This window comes from Streptomyces aureus (genome assembly GCF_001418135.1).
GTDB classification, from domain to species: Bacteria; Actinomycetota; Actinomycetes; order Streptomycetales; family Streptomycetaceae; genus Streptomyces; species Streptomyces aureus_A.
The window spans coordinates 1-13,833 of the sequence record NZ_LIPQ01000343.1 but is presented as its reverse complement, the minus strand read 5'-3'; the positions used below and the strand labels follow the sequence as shown (position 1 = coordinate 13,833).

General features: G+C 72.6%; 12 protein-coding genes. 10 read left to right on the top strand and 2 right to left on the bottom strand.

The window, feature by feature from the left end; genetic code table 11:
• Positions 1-176 precede the first annotated feature (176 nt).
• Together AOK00_RS26215 and AOK00_RS26210 are read left to right on the top strand one after the other, a co-directional pair.
• Positions 177-362 (top strand): hypothetical protein, encoded by a 186-nt coding sequence (locus AOK00_RS26215; RefSeq protein ID WP_055602723.1) that lies wholly within the window; start codon positions 177-179, stop codon positions 360-362.
• Positions 363-492: 130 nt separating this feature from the next.
• The gene (locus tag AOK00_RS26210) at positions 493-999 is read left to right on the top strand and encodes a GNAT family N-acetyltransferase (protein ID WP_055602722.1); all 507 of its coding nucleotides are present in this window, start codon (positions 493-495) and stop codon (positions 997-999) included.
• A 124-nt stretch (positions 1,000-1,123) separates the two neighbouring features.
• On the opposite strand, the gene AOK00_RS26205 is transcribed toward AOK00_RS26210, so the two are convergent.
• Positions 1,124-4,510 (bottom strand): S41 family peptidase, encoded by a 3,387-nt coding sequence (locus tag AOK00_RS26205; protein ID WP_055602721.1) that lies wholly within the window; start codon positions 4,508-4,510, stop codon positions 1,124-1,126.
• Positions 4,511-4,686: 176 nt separating this feature from the next.
• Between AOK00_RS26205 and AOK00_RS26200 the strand changes: the two genes are divergently transcribed.
• Positions 4,687-5,259: a TetR/AcrR family transcriptional regulator gene (locus AOK00_RS26200; protein ID WP_055602720.1), complete on the top strand. Its 573-nt coding sequence runs from the start codon at positions 4,687-4,689 to the stop codon at positions 5,257-5,259.
• 105 nt (positions 5,260-5,364) lie between these two features.
• On the top strand, positions 5,365-7,560 hold the full coding sequence (locus AOK00_RS26195) for an MMPL family transporter (RefSeq protein WP_055602719.1): 2,196 nt from the start codon (positions 5,365-5,367) through the stop codon (positions 7,558-7,560).
• 87 nt (positions 7,561-7,647) lie between these two features.
• Here the strand turns inward: AOK00_RS26195 and AOK00_RS26190 are convergent, their stop codons facing one another.
• Positions 7,648-8,058, bottom strand: coding sequence for an SsgA family sporulation/cell division regulator (locus tag AOK00_RS26190; RefSeq protein WP_254047508.1), 411 nt, complete (start codon positions 8,056-8,058; stop codon positions 7,648-7,650).
• Positions 8,059-8,192: 134 nt separating this feature from the next.
• Here AOK00_RS26190 and AOK00_RS26185 point away from each other — a divergent pair, with 134 nt between their 5' ends.
• The 6 genes from AOK00_RS26185 to AOK00_RS26160 all read left to right on the top strand — a co-directional run.
• Positions 8,193-9,275 (top strand): energy-coupling factor ABC transporter permease, encoded by a 1,083-nt coding sequence (locus AOK00_RS26185; protein ID WP_055602718.1) that lies wholly within the window; start codon positions 8,193-8,195, stop codon positions 9,273-9,275.
• A 1-nt stretch (position 9,276) separates the two neighbouring features.
• Positions 9,277-10,038, top strand: a complete 762-nt coding sequence (cbiQ, locus tag AOK00_RS26180) for a cobalt ECF transporter T component CbiQ (RefSeq protein WP_055602717.1) — start codon at positions 9,277-9,279, stop codon at positions 10,036-10,038.
• Positions 10,026-10,808 carry an energy-coupling factor ABC transporter ATP-binding protein gene (locus tag AOK00_RS26175; RefSeq protein WP_437441449.1) on the top strand — a complete coding sequence of 261 codons (783 nt, stop codon included), beginning with the start codon at positions 10,026-10,028 and terminating at the stop codon, positions 10,806-10,808. The genes cbiQ and AOK00_RS26175 overlap by 13 nt, the downstream gene beginning before the upstream one ends.
• A gap of 56 nt (positions 10,809-10,864) precedes the next feature.
• A complete protein-coding gene (locus AOK00_RS26170; protein WP_055602715.1) occupies positions 10,865-12,055 on the top strand; it encodes a serine hydrolase domain-containing protein in 1,191 nt (396 codons plus the stop codon).
• Positions 12,056-12,228: 173 nt separating this feature from the next.
• Positions 12,229-13,305, top strand: coding sequence for an ArsR family transcriptional regulator (locus AOK00_RS26165; protein WP_055602714.1), 1,077 nt, complete (start codon positions 12,229-12,231; stop codon positions 13,303-13,305).
• Between the two features lie 26 nt (positions 13,306-13,331).
• On the top strand, positions 13,332-13,833 hold a 502-nt coding region (locus tag AOK00_RS26160), incomplete at its 3' end, for a YbaK/EbsC family protein (RefSeq protein ID WP_055602713.1).

Sequence of the window (13,833 nt, the reverse complement as noted above, 5' to 3'; positions counted from 1 at the left end):
CGGGCGGTCCGGCGGCGCGCTGACGGGGTCGCGGCCGCGCGGCGGCGGGGTGCCCGCCGCGCGGTAGCTGTCCGTAACTGATCGAAATGCGTGGAATGTTCGCTCGTGCGAGGCTGGTCGAGGCCAGGAGGCACATCGCCTCCGTCCCCCTCTCACCCGTCTAGGAGTGAACCTTCATGGGCAAGGCAGAACAGTTCAAGGACAAGTCGGAGCAGCTGAAGCAGCAGGCCAAGCAGGCCATGGGCAAGGCGAAGGACGAGGCGTCCTCGCGCGCCTCCCAGGGCCGTGGCCGCTCCGACGACGAGACGCGCAGGGCCCAGCAGGAGTCCCAGGGCCGTCTCGACCAGGACTACGACGCCTGACACGCCTTCTTCGCGTGCTGTGTCGAGCGAGGCGCACCCGGTATGCCGGGTGCGCCTCCGCGCTGTGTGTGATCACGGCGGGCCGAAAAGTCGTACGCACCGGGCGCCGGATCTTCGTACGGTGGCGCCCATGGCCGTACTTGAGCGACTGCGATCCGATCACGCCCCCGCCCTGCTCGTCTTCGAGCGGGAGAACAGGGCGTACTTCGCCGCGTCCGTGCCCGACCGGGGGGACGCGTACTTCACCGACTTCGAGGAGCGGCACCGGGCGCTGCTCGACGAGCAGGAGGCCGGGGGCATCCACTTCCACGTGCTCGTGGGGGAGGGCGGCGAGATCCTCGGGCGGTTCAATCTCGTCGACGTCGCCGACGGGGCCGCCGAACTGGGGTACCGGGTGGCCGAGAAGGCGACCGGGCGTGGCGTGGCGACGGCCGGGGTGCGGGAGGTGTGCCGGCTGGCGCGTGAGGAGTACGGGCTCAGCCGGCTGACCGCCGTCACGACCCTCGACAACGACGGGTCGAGGGCCGTGCTCGGGCGCGTCGGGTTCGGTGCGGTCGGGAGCGTGACGCTCGACGGGCGGGCGGGGACGTCGTACGAGCTGGACCTGGCCGACGGCGTGGGGCGGAGCGCAGCCTAGGGGGTGCCTCGCCGCTCAGGCCGGGCCCGCGGCGCCCGGCACAGGCCACCCCCTGGGTGCCTCGCCGTTCAGGCCGGGCCCGCGGCTCCGGCCTGAACGGCAGGTCCCCCAGGGCCTGTCCGGGTCACTCCTCTTCCGTTCCTCGCGGCGGCAGTTTCGGGCGGGAGCGGTCCGGGAGGTCCACGTAGCCCGGGGGGCTCGCAGCCGGGGTCTCCGCGAGGAGGGCGAGGGCCACCTCGACCGCGTCGTCGAGCTGGGCGTGCCGGCCCTCCGCCCAGTCGAGGGGGGTGCGCAGGATGGCGAGGTCCGGTTCGACGCCGTGGTTCTCCAGGGACCAGCCGTACTCGGGGAACCAGGCCGCGTTCATCGGGACCGTGATCTGGGTGCCGTCGCCGAGGTGGTGGCGGCCGGTCATGCCGACGACTCCGCCCCAGGTGCGCTGGCCGACGACGGGCCCCAGGCCGAGGAGCTTGAACGCGGCGGTGATCATGTCGCCGTCGGAGGAGGTGGCCTCGTCGGCGAGGGCGACCACCGGGCCGCGCGGGGCGTTGGAGGCGTACGCGACGGGCTGGGCGTTGCGGGTGAGGTCCCAGCCGAGGATCCTGCGGGTGAGCTTCTCTATGACGAGCTCGCTGATGTTGCCGCCGGCGTTGCCCCGTACGTCGACGATGAGGGCCGGCCTGGAGACCTCCATGCGCAGGTCGCGGTTGAACTGGGCCCAGCCCGAGCCGCCCATGTCGGGGATGTGGAGGTAGCCGCAGCGGCCGCCGCTGACCTCCCTTACGACCGCCCGGCGTTTGGCCACCCAGTCCTGGTAGCGCAGCGGACGCTCGTCGATCAGCGGGACGACGGCGACGCGGCGGGCCCGGCCCTCGCCCTCGGCGGGGGTGAAGGTGAGCTCGACGGTGGTGCCGCCGGTGCCGGAGAGCAGCGGGTACGGGCCGGCGACCGGGTCCACGGGCCGGCCGTCGACATGGGTGAGGACCGCGCCCTCGCGGATGCCCGTACCGGCGAGCGGGGAGCGGGCCTTGGAGTCGGAGGACTCGCCCGGCAGGATGCGCTTCACCGTCCAGCCGGCCTCGCGGGGCACGAGGTTGGCGCCGAGGAGGCCCATCGGCCGCTGGTAGTGCGGGGGGCCCTCGTTGCGGCGGGCGGGGGTGACGTACGCGTGGGAGGTGCCCAGTTCGCCGAGGACCTCGCGGAGCAGGTCGGCGAACTCGTCGGGGGAGGCGACCCGTTCGACGAGCGGTCGGTACTGGTCGAGGACCGCCGTCCAGTCGACCCCGCCCATGTCGGGCTCCCAGAAGTAGGCGCGGACGATCCGGCCCGCCTCGTCGAAGGCCTGCCGCCACTCGGCCCCCGGTTCGACCTCGTGGAGGATGCGCCGCAGGTCCAGGTAGACGGTGGAGTCGCCGTCCCCGGACTCGGTGGCGGGCACGGCCCGCAGTTCGCCCTCGTCGGCGACGACGAGCCGGGTGCCGTCGCCGCTGACCGCGAACCAGTCGAGGTCCTTGGCGAGTTCGCTCTTGCGGGCCTTGGTGATGGAGAAGTGCTCCAAGGTGGGCTTGCCCGAGGTGTCGGTCGGGTTGGCGAAGGTCTCGCCGAGCGCGCCCGAGATGGGCCAGCGCAGCCAGACCAGACCGCCGCCGCTCACCGGGTGCAGGGCGGAGTACTTGGAGGCGGCGACCGGGAAGGGGGTGACCCGGTCGGGGAGCCCCTCGATCTCGACGGTGACCGTGCCGTCGGCGGTCGCCTCCGTGTCGTCGTCGGCCGGGTCCAGACCGCCGGCGGCCGGGCGCCCGTCGGGGAGCAGGGCGAACGGTGAGGGTGTCGCGGAGGAGAGGGGGACCAGGTAGGGGCGGCAGCCGAGCGGGAACGACAGGTCGCCGGTGTGCACGTCGTACACCGGGTCGAAGCCGCGCCAGGACAGGAAGGCGAGGTAGCGGCCGTCCCGGGTGAAGACGGGGTTCTCGTCCTCGAAGCGCCCGTTGGTGACGTCGACGACGGTCCGGGGGCCGGGGCCGGAGATCCGGGCCATCTTGATCGAGCGCAGGGAGCGGCCGATGCCCGGGTGCGACCAGGTGAGCCAGCCGCCGTCGGGGGAGAAGGCCAGGTCGCGGACGGGGCCGTTGACGGACCGGATGAGTTCGGTGACCTCGCCTCCCCCGGACTCGGTCCGGGAGGTGTCCCCGGAGTCCTCGGTGGTGTCGAGGAGGAGCAGCCGGCCGTCGTGGGAGGCGATGGCGAGCCGTTCGCCGTCCGGGTCGGCGACGAGTTCCTCGACCCGGCCGAGATCGCCCGAGGCGAGGCGGCGGGGCGGCCGGTCGCCGCTGGCGCGCGGCAGATAGGCGACCTCGACGGCGTCCTCGCCCTCGGCGTCGGTGACGTACGCGACCTGGCCGCCGCTGCCCAGCATCTCGGGCAGCCTGACCCGGACGCCCGGGGTGTCGACGATCGTGCGGGCCGGGCCGTCGCGGTGGGTCAGCCAGTAGAGGCTGCCGCGCACGGAGACGGCGCTGGCCCGGCCGGTCTCGTCGACGGAGACGGCGTCGACGTGGTGGGCGGCGGGCACCTGGTACGGGCGCCGGCCCACGCGTTGGCCGCCGAGCCGGACCTGCAGTTTCCGGGGTCGGGAGCCGGGGGTGAGGGTGTCGACGATCCACAGGTCGCCGGCGCACTGGTAGACGACCCGGCGTCCGTCGCTGGAGGCGTGCCGGGCGTAGAACTCGTCGTGGTCGGTGTGCCGGAGCAGGTCGGTGCCGTCGGGCAGGCAGGAGTAGAGGTTGCCGACGCCCTCGTGGTCGGAGAGGAACGCGACCCGGCCGTCGACGGCCATCGGGCAGTCGAGGTGGCCGCCGATGTCGGGGAGCAGCCGCTCGCCGTGCAGCCAGAGGCGGCCGGTGGCGCCGCCGAGGTAGCGCTTCCAGGCGGCCGGCTCGTGGGGCGGCTTTCCGGTGAGGAGGAGGGTGCGGCGCTCGGCCTCCTGTCCCTCGTCGGCGCCGTTGCCGGTATTCCCGCCGGACTTCCCGCCGGCTTTCCTGTCGGCGAACTGCTCGGTGACGGCGATGTCGGAGACCGGGCCCCAGGGGAGGCGGAGGCCGGGGGAGCCGTCGGTGGGGACGTGGTAGGCCCAGGAGAAGTACGAGAAGGGCTGCCCGTGCGAGGAGACGGCGAGGATGTCCGACCGGCCGTCCTTGTCGGGGGGTGTCCAGCCGCAGACGCGGGTGTCGGTCGAGCCCCAGTAGGTGAGCCGCCGGGCGGACCCGCCTTCGATGGGGACGAGATGGATCTCTGGGTCGAGGCTGCGCCAGTTCGTGTACGCGATCTGCCGGCCGTCCGGCGAGAAGCGCGGGTGGCCGACCCGCGTCCGGTCGACGGTGAGCCGCCAGGCCCGGCCGGGGCGTTGGCCCTCGGGTACGAGCGGGGCGATCCAGAGATCGTCCTCGGCTGCGAAGCACAGCAGATCGTCGTGGAGGTGCGGAAAACGGAGATACGCGACGTCGTCACTCACCTCCTCATGCTTTCCGTGTGAGGGGGGTGCGGCAACTCGTACGTGCTTGCGGGCGTCTTCCCGGTCGTGAGGCGGCTCCGGTGTGGCCCAGGACACGTACGAAACGGTTTCGTTTCGCTGAGGGCGGGGGTATCTTCGTACTGTACGAAACCGTTTCGTTCGGCAGGAGTCCGGTCATGGCCCGCAGCAGGCTCACCCCAGAGCGTGAGTCCGAGCTGTACGGAGCCGTGCTCGACCTCCTCCGCGAGGTCGGCTACGACGCCCTCACCATGGACGCCGTCGCCGCCCGCACCCACTCCAGCAAGGCCACCCTCTACCGCCAGTGGGGGAGCAAGCCCGAGCTGGTCGCCAGGGCGTTGCGCGCCAACAAGCCGGCCGATCTCTCCGAGATCGACACCGGCTCGCTGCGCGGCGACTTCCACGAACTGATGGCACGGACGGACGACTGTCAGATGGAGAAGGACTCCGCGCTGATGCGGGGCCTCGCCCAGGCCGTCCACACCAACCCCGAACTGCACCGGGCGCTGCGCGAGCTGCTCATCGAACCCGAGATGAACGGCCTCGACGAAGTGCTGCGCAGAGCGGTCCGCAGGGGTGAGGTCGACGCCGGGAACCCGGCGCTGAAGCTCATCCCCCACATGTTGATCGGTGCGTTCATCGCCCGGCCGCTGATCGACGATCAGCCGGTCGACCGCGCGTTCCTCAGCGCGTACGTCGACGCCGTCGTGCTCCCCTCACTCGGCGTCTGACCCCAGCAGTACCCGCTCCGCCCCGCTCCACCTGACGTCGAACCGCTCACGCCGTCGGGCCGGCTCCCCATGCCCTGTCCCACCAAGAAATGGGAGTACGCCCCCGTGGCCACGTTCCTGTACAAGCTGGGCCGTTCCGCCTTCCGGCGCCGACGGCTCGTCGCCCTCCTGTGGGTGGCCCTCCTGGCCGTCGCCGGGATCGGCGCCGCCACCGCACCCGTCGCGACCTCCAGCTCCTTCTCGATCCCCGGCACCGAGGCCCAGCGCGCCTTCGACCTGCTCGAAGAGCGCTTCCCGGGTGCCGGAGCCGACGGAGCCACCGCCCGCGTCGTCTTCAAGGCCCCCGAGGGCCAGAAGATGACCGACCCGGCGCACAAGGCCGTCGTCGAGGAGACCGTCGCCGCCCTGAGGTCGGGCTCGGACCAGATCGTCTCGGTCACCGACCCGTACACCGGGCAGGCCGTCTCCCAGAACGGCTCCACCGCCTACGTCTCCGTCGCCTACAAGGTCAACGCGATGGAGCTGACCGACGAGACGCGCGAGGCACTGACCCAGGCCGGACACAACGCGCAGGGCAAGGGACTGACCGTCGAGGTCGGCGGTGACGCCCTCCAGACCATGCCGGAGACCGGCTCGGGCGAGATCGTCGGCGTCGTCATCGCCGGCATCGTCCTGGTCCTGACCTTCGGTTCGCTCGTCGCGGCCGGACTTCCGCTGCTCACGGCGATCATCGGCGTCGGCATCGGCGTCTCCTCGATCACCGCGCTCGCCAACGTCCTCGACCTCGGCTCCACCACCTCCACCCTCGCGATGATGATCGGCCTGGCGGTCGGCATCGACTACGCCCTCTTCATCGTCTCCCGCTACCGCGCGGAGCTGGCCGAGGGCCGCGAGAAGGAGGACGCCGCGGGCCGCGCCGTCGGCACGGCGGGCTCCGCCGTCGTCTTCGCGGGACTCACCGTCGTCATCGCCCTGGTCGGCCTGGCCGTCGTCAACATCCCGATGCTGACGAAGATGGGCTTCGCCGCCGCCGGCACGGTCGTGATCGCCGTACTGATCGCGCTCACCCTGATCCCCGCCCTGCTCGGCTTCGCCGGCGACAAGGTCATCGGCCGCAAGCAGCGCAAGGCCGCGAAGGCCGGTGCCGGGGACGGCGCCGCCGAGAGCGCGAAGAGCGAGAAGCCGAACGGCGGCACGCGCTGGGCCCGCTTCGTCATCCGCCGCCCCGTCATGGTGCTGCTGATCGGCGTGCTCGGCCTCGGCGCGATCGCGCTGCCCGCCGCCTCCCTGGAGATGGGCCTCCCGGACGACGGCGTCAAGCCGACCTCCACCACCGAGCGCCGGGCCTACGACGCCCTCTCGGACGGCTTCGGCCCCGGCTTCAACGGCCCGCTGCTCGTCGTCGTGGACGGTGACAAGGCGACCGCCGACAGGACGGTCTCCACCATCAAGGGCCTCCAGGGCTGGGCCGCCGTCACCCCGGCGACCCCGAACAAGGCCGGCGACGCCGCGATGATCACCGTGGTCCCGAAGGACCGCCCGTCCTCCGGCGCCACCGAGACCCTCGTCCACGACATCCGGAACGCCACCGGCGACGACGTCCTCGTCACCGGCGCCACCGCGATGAACATCGACTTCTCGCAGAAGATGAACGACGCCCTGGTGCCGTACCTGGCCCTCGTCGTCGGTCTGGCCTTCCTGCTCCTGACCGTGGTCTTCCGCTCGGTCCTCGTCCCGCTGAAGGCGGCCCTCGGCTTCCTGCTCTCGGTGGTCGCGGCCCTCGGCGCGGTCGTCGCGGTCTTCCAGTGGGGCTGGCTCGGCAGCCTCTTCGGGGTCGAGCAGACCGGCCCGATCATGTCGATGATGCCGATCTTCATGGTGGGCGTCGTCTTCGGTCTCGCGATGGACTACGAGGTCTTCCTCGTCACCCGTATGCGTGAGGCGTACGTCCACGGGGAGCGGCCCGGCGAGGCGATCGTGACCGGCTTCAAGCACAGCGCCCGGGTGGTCACCGCCGCCGCGGTGATCATGATCGCGGTCTTCTCCGGCTTCATCGGCATGACGGACCAGATGATCAAGATGATCGGCTTCGGCCTGGCCGTCGCGGTCCTCTTCGACGCCTTCGTGGTCCGCATGGCGATCGTCCCGGCCGTCCTCGCGCTGCTCGGCCACAAGGCCTGGTGGCTGCCGAAGTGGCTGGACCGGGTCCTGCCGAACGTGGACGTGGAGGGCGAGGGCCTCGCCAAGGGCACGCCCGCGGACGGGGCGCCCGGCTCGAAGCCGGACCTCGTGAAGGTCTGATCCCCGGACCCTGATCCCGAGGGTCCGATCCCGAGGGTCGGATCCCCGGGGCCCGGTCCCCGGGGTCGCCCCACCTCTCGTGCGCCGTCAGCGCGTCGTCATCGACGCGCCGGCGGCGTACGTGTGTTTCAGGAACCGGGTCAGCGCCGTCGTGTCGAACTGGACGACCGTCACCAGCCCGTCGTCCTTGTGGAGCTCGACGACCGTCTGGACGCGGCCGCAGGGCCAGACGCCTATGTCGCCGCGGCGGGTCGGGGCGCGCAGGCCCGTCTCCAGGAGGACGCGGGGGAAGGACCACTCGACGTCGCCCGGGAAGACGAAGCGAACGGTCGCGGGGGAGAAGCCGGGGTCGTAGCGGAGGTCGACGGGGACGGGGCGGGAGAGAGGGGCGTCGCTGATGATGCGTCCCCTGGCGTGGTCCTCGACCGCCAGGTCGGTGTCGCGGGCGACTGGATGGGCGGCTTCGTGGTCGAGTGCGCGGTCGTCTGCGGCAGCCATCGGGGGCTCCTCACCGTTTGTCCTCTTATCGACTAATGTCCCACTCCTTCCCGGCGTGCGCACGACCATGCGCCGCTGTTCTGTGACCTGTGCGCTCTTGCAAGCACTTTGCAGGAGCGCTCATCATTCAGGACGTGCATGTACCTGACGGATTCATCAACGCCCCCGTATCGGTCGCCGCCGGTGTCGCCGCCGCCGGCGCCGTCGCCGTGAGCCTGCGCGGGGCACGGCGGGAGCTCGGGGACACCTCCCGTGCCGGAGGCCACGGGGGAGAGCGGACCGCTCCGCTCGCCGGACTCGTCGCGGCCTTCATCTTCGCCGTCCAGATGCTGAACTTCCCGGTCGCCGCCGGAACCAGCGGACATCTCCTCGGCGGCGCGCTCGCGGCGATCCTCGTCGGACCATGGACCGGCGTCCTCTGCATCGCCGTCGTCCTGCTCATGCAGGGCATCCTCTTCGCCGACGGCGGCCTCACCGCGCTCGGCGTGAACATCACGGTCATGGGCGTCGTCACGGTCGTCGTCGCGTACGCGCTCTTCCGCGGCCTCGTCCTGCTGCTGCCCCGCACCCGCGCCTCGGTGACCGCGGCCTCCTTCGTCGCCGCGCTCGTCTCCGTACCGGCCGCGGCCGCCGCCTTCACCGTCCTCTACGCGATCGGCGGCACCACCGACGTCCCGGTCTCCAAGGTCCTCACGGCCATGGTCGGCGTCCACGTCCTGATCGGCATCGGCGAGGCCGTCATCACCATGCTGACCGTCGGCGCGGTCGTCGCCGTCCGCCCCGACCTGGTGTACGGCGCCCGCGGCCTGACCGCCCCGCTCAAGCTGCGCGTCGGCGGCGAGCTGGTCGACGCGGCCCCGGCGGCCGAGCCCGCCACCGCCCCAGCCGGGTCCCCGAGGAAGCTCTGGATCGGCGGTGTCGTCACCGCGCTCGTCCTCGCCGGCTTCGTCTCCTTCTACGCCTCCGCCAGCCCCGACGGACTGGAGAAGGTCGCCGCCGACAAGGGCATCGACAGCAAGGTCGAGGACCACGCGGCCGCCGACTCCCCGCTCGCCGACTACGGCGTCAAGGGCATCGAGACCGCCCGCCTCTCCGGCGGCCTGGCCGGCGCGATCGGCGTGGGCGCGACCCTCGCCGTCGGCACGGGAACGTTCTGGGTCGTCCGCCGCCGCCGTACGCGCACGGAACCCGGTACCCACGCGGAAACGACCGCCTGACATGGCAGCGGGGCACGCACACAAGCTCTACCGGCACGCGCACTCGCCGGTCCACGAGCTGCCCCCGCACACCAAGCTGGCCGCCGTCCTCGGCTTCGTCGTGGTCGTCGTCTCGACGCCCCGCGAGGCCGTCTGGGCCTTCGCCCTCTACGCGCTGCTCCTCGCGGTCGTGGCGGCGAAGGCCCGCGTCCCGGCCGGCTTCCTGCTGAAACGGCTGCTCATCGAGGTGCCGTTCGTCGCGTTCGCGCTCCTCATGCCCTTCGTGGTCCCCGGCGAGCAGACGACCGTCCTGGGCGTGTCGCTGAGCGTCCCCGGCCTGTGGGGCGCCTGGAACGTCCTCGCCAAGGGCACCCTCGGCGTCGCCGCCTCCGTGCTGCTCGCCTCCACCACCGAACTGCGCGAGCTGCTCCTCGGCCTCCAGCGGCTGAGGCTGCCCCCGCTGCTCGTCCAGATCGCCTCGTTCATGATCCGGTACGGCGATGTCATCACCGACGAGATGCGCCGGATGTCCGTCGCCCGCCGCTCGCGCGGCTTCGAGGCGCGGGGCGTCCGCCACTGGGGCGTCCTCGCCAAGTCGGCGGGCGCGCTCTTCATCCGCTCGTACGAGCGCGGGGAACGGGTCCACCTCGCCATGGTCAGCCGTGGCTACACGGGCACGATGCCGGTCATCGACGAGGTGACCGCGACCCGCGCCCAGTGGACGTACGCGGCGGCGCTCCCGCTCACCGCACTTCTGATCTGCCTCCTGGGATGGACCCTATGACCGCCCCCTCGACGCCCGTCCCCCCGACGGCCGCGCCCTCGCTCGACGTACGGGGCCTGGCGTACGCGTACCCCGACGGTCACCAGGCCCTCTTCGGCGTCGACCTGACCGTCGGCCGCGGCGAGCGGGTCGCCCTCCTCGGCCCCAACGGCGCCGGCAAGACCACCCTCGTCCTCCACCTCAACGGCATCCTCACCGGCGGCGCGGGCGGCGTCACCGTCGCAGGGCTGCCCGTCGGCAGGAAGCACCTCGCGGAGATCCGGCGCAAGGTCGGCATCGTCTTCCAGGATCCCGACGACCAGCTGTTCATGCCCACCGTGCGGGAGGACGTGGCCTTCGGCCCGGCGGCGGCCGGCCTGCGCGGCGCCGAACTGGAGGCCGTCGTACGGAAGGCCCTCGACCGGGTCGGGATGGCGGAGTACGCGGACCGGCCGCCGCACCATCTGTCGTTCGGGCAGCGCCGCCGGGTCGCCGTCGCGACGGTCCTCGCCATGGAGCCGGAGATCCTCGTCCTCGACGAGCCGTCGTCCAACCTGGACCCGGCCTCGCGCCGCGAGCTCGCCGACATCCTCCGCTCGCTCGACGTCACCGTGCTCATGGTCACCCACGACCTGCCGTACGCCCTGGAGCTCTGCCCGCGCGCGGTGATCCTCAGCGAGGGCGTCATCGCCGCCGACGGGCGGACCAGCGACATCCTCGCCGACGAGGAGCTGATGGCCAGACATCGCCTCGAACTGCCGTTCGGATTCGTGCCGAGCTCCGTGGCCTGAGACCCCGGAATCGGCCCTCCTCCCCCCGCGTTGCACCATGGGGGGTCGGATCGGCGATGGAGGAGTGGGACGTGGACGTCCAGGGCACGGTGGCGGCGGGCTGGGAGCCGGTCAGGGACGCGTTCCTGCGCAACTTCGAGCAGCGCGGTGAGCGCGGGGCCGCCGTCGCGGTCCACCACGACGGCGTCAGGGTCGTCGACCTGTGGGCGGGCACCCGTGACGTGGACGGCGAGACCCCCTGGGCCGAGGACACCGCGCAGGTCGTCCGCTCGGCCACCAAGGGCGTCGCCGCCGCCGTACCCCTGCTCCTGCACCAGCGCGGGCTGCTCGACCTGGACGCCCCGGTCGCCGCGTACTGGCCCGAGTTCAAGGCGGCGGGCAAGGACGGCGTGACCGTACGGCAGCTGCTCGCGCACCGCGCCGGCGTCCCCGTCCTGGACCGGCCGCTCACCCTCGCCGAGGCCGTCGACCTGGAGACCGCGACCCGCGCCATAGCCGCCCAGGCCCCCGTCTGGGAGCCCGGCACGGCCCACGGCTACCACGCCCACACCTTCAGCTGGCTGCTCTCCGGCCTGGTCCACCGGGTCACCGGCCGCACGATCGGCCACTGGGTCGGCGAGGAGATCACCGGCCCTCTCGGCCTCGACCTGTGGATCGGGCTCCCCGGCACGGAGGCCCACCGGGTCGGCCGCCTCGGCCCCGTGGAGGAGATCGAACCGCCCGGCAGCGGCGCCCTCAGGCTCCGCCCCAAGCGCTCCGTCACCGAGGCGTACAAGGACCCGGACTCGCTGACACGGCGCGCCTTCGGGGTCATCGACCCCAAGCCCGACGAGAACGACCCGGTCTACCGGGCCGCCGAACTGCCCGGCTCCGCCGGGGTGGCGACGGCCCGCGCCCTCTCCCGCTTCTACGCGGCCACCCTCGGCCCCGTGGACGGCGCCGCGCGCCTCTTCACCCCCGACACCCTCACGCTCGCCCGGACCGAGGAGTCGGCGGGCGCGGACAAGGTGCTGCTGGTCGGCACCCGCTTCGGCCTCGGCCACATGCTGCACGGCCCGGCGTCCCCGCTCCTCGGCCCGTCCTCGTACGGCCACCCGGGCCGCGGCGGCTCGCTCGGCTTCGCCGACCCCGACGCCGGCATCGCCTTCGGGTACGTGACGAACGGCATGCGCAGGACGGTGACGGCGGATCCGCGGGCGCAGGCGCTGGTGAAGGCGGTCGGGTCGGTGGTGCGGGGGGCGGTGTGAACCGCTCCCGGCCACAACGCCGTTCGTGATCTCCCCGACCTGACATTCCTCCGGGCGCGACCTGACATTCTGCGCTTCCGAGGCGCGGATCGGTGATCGTCCGGGCGCTAGCGTGTGCCCGCTCCACCGTTCGGTGGACCAGGCGCACGGGGGCGCATGTGATCGAGATTTCGTTGACGACGTCCGAACACGGGACCCACGCCGGATCCCTTCGGATCGCCGACAGCCGGCTGTGGGAGACGCTCGGCAGCATCGGGCTGCTGGCCGCCTACCGGGGGCTCGTGCCCTGGCCGTACACCAACTGGGGTCGGGCGGCCCGTCGTTCGCTGATGCGGGCCGACGTGACCCTGCCGGGGTGGCTCGTCCACCTCTTCCGGGCCGGCGGCGGCACCCTGCCGTCGTTCCTCCTCCCCGTCCCGTCCCCCGGCCGGCAGCCGGACCTGGCGGGCGAGATCGCCTCGCTCCGCGAGGTGTCCCCGGCCCGGGTGCGCGAGGAGCTGGAGCGGTGGTTCCCGCAGGGCGTCCCCGTCGAAGTGCGTCCGCTGTACGCGGATCCCGGCGGGCGGATCGCCGACCTGTGCGCCTTCCTCCCGCGCTACGTGCGCGCCGCCCTCGCCCCGTACGAGGCGCCCCTGAGGACCGTCACGGACGACGACATCCTGCTCCGCGCCCGCGTGCTCGCCACCCAGGGCCCGGACCGCCTCCTCGGCACCCTGAACGGGGCCGTCTCGCGGCGCGGCGACGTCCTGCGGCTGCACGCCGGGCCGCCGGGCAGGATCGCGGCGAGGACGGACGTCTCCCGCATCGTCCTGGTGCCCCTGGTGTTCGGCCGGGGGGCGTCGCTCCTGGGCTTCGCGCCGAACGGGGTGACGGCCGTGTCGTACCAGGCCGAGGGGGCCGCCGTCCTGGCCTGCGAGATCCGGCCGGGGCGGCGGGCGGGCGGACGGGCCGACGAGGGGGCCGACGAACCCGCGCGCGGCGACCGGCTCGAGATCCTGCTCGGCCGCAGCCGGGCCGGGGTGGTCCGCGGCCTCGTCGCGCCGACCACGACCTCGGACCTGGCGGCGACGCTCGGACTGGCGCCGAGCACCGTCTCCGAACACCTCACGTCCCTGGTGGCCGCGGGCGTGGTGCGCCGCCGCCGGGCGGGCGTACGGGTGCTGTACGAACTGGACTCCTCGGGTGTCGCTCTGCTCAGGCACCTGGACAACCGGCGTAGGGTCAACGCGCCGTCGTACGAAACCACTTGAAACATGCCGCAACAAGGAGGAACCCCATGACCGCCGACGCCGTGACCGATGCCGTGACCGACGTGACGCCCGACCACGGGACGTACGAGAAGCTGCTCGCCCTGCTGGACGAGCGCGGAGCCGCCCACCGGGTGATCGAGCACGCCCCCGAGGGCGGCACCGAGGCGGTCAGCGCGCTGCGGGGGCACACGCTCGCCGAGGCGGCCAAGTGCATCATCGCCATGGTGAAGATCGGCAAGAAGGAGAAGCGCTTCGCGCTGGTCGTCGTCCCCGGTGACCGGCGGATCGACCTGAACGCGGTGAAGGCGCTGTACGGCGGCACGTACGTCTCCTTCGCGTCCCCGGAGATCGCGGAGGAGCTCGCGGGCTCGCCGAGTGGCACGATCCTGCCGTTCGCCTTCGACGAGCGGCTCGAACTCCTCGTGGACCCGGACCTGTTGACGCACCAGGAGTTCTACTTCAACGCCGCGCGGCTCGACCGCTCGATCGCCCTGTCGTCGGAGGACTACAGGGCGATCGAGCGGTCGA

Excerpts from the sequence above, each read along its gene's own strand:
- AOK00_RS26215 (WP_055602723.1), top strand. The coding sequence starts at position 177 with ATGGGCAAGGCAGAACAGTTCAAGGACAAGTCGGAGCAGCTGAAGCAG.
- AOK00_RS26210 (WP_055602722.1), top strand. The coding sequence starts at position 493 with ATGGCCGTACTTGAGCGACTGCGATCCGATCACGCCCCCGCCCTGCTC.
- AOK00_RS26200 (WP_055602720.1), top strand. The coding sequence starts at position 4,687 with ATGGCCCGCAGCAGGCTCACCCCAGAGCGTGAGTCCGAGCTGTACGGA.
- AOK00_RS26190 (WP_254047508.1), bottom strand. The coding sequence starts at position 8,058 with ATGGCTGCCGCAGACGACCGCGCACTCGACCACGAAGCCGCCCATCCA.
- cbiQ (WP_055602717.1), top strand. The coding sequence starts at position 9,277 with ATGGCAGCGGGGCACGCACACAAGCTCTACCGGCACGCGCACTCGCCG.
- AOK00_RS26175 (WP_437441449.1), top strand. The coding sequence starts at position 10,026 with ATGGACCCTATGACCGCCCCCTCGACGCCCGTCCCCCCGACGGCCGCG.
- AOK00_RS26170 (WP_055602715.1), top strand. The coding sequence starts at position 10,865 with ATGGAGGAGTGGGACGTGGACGTCCAGGGCACGGTGGCGGCGGGCTGG.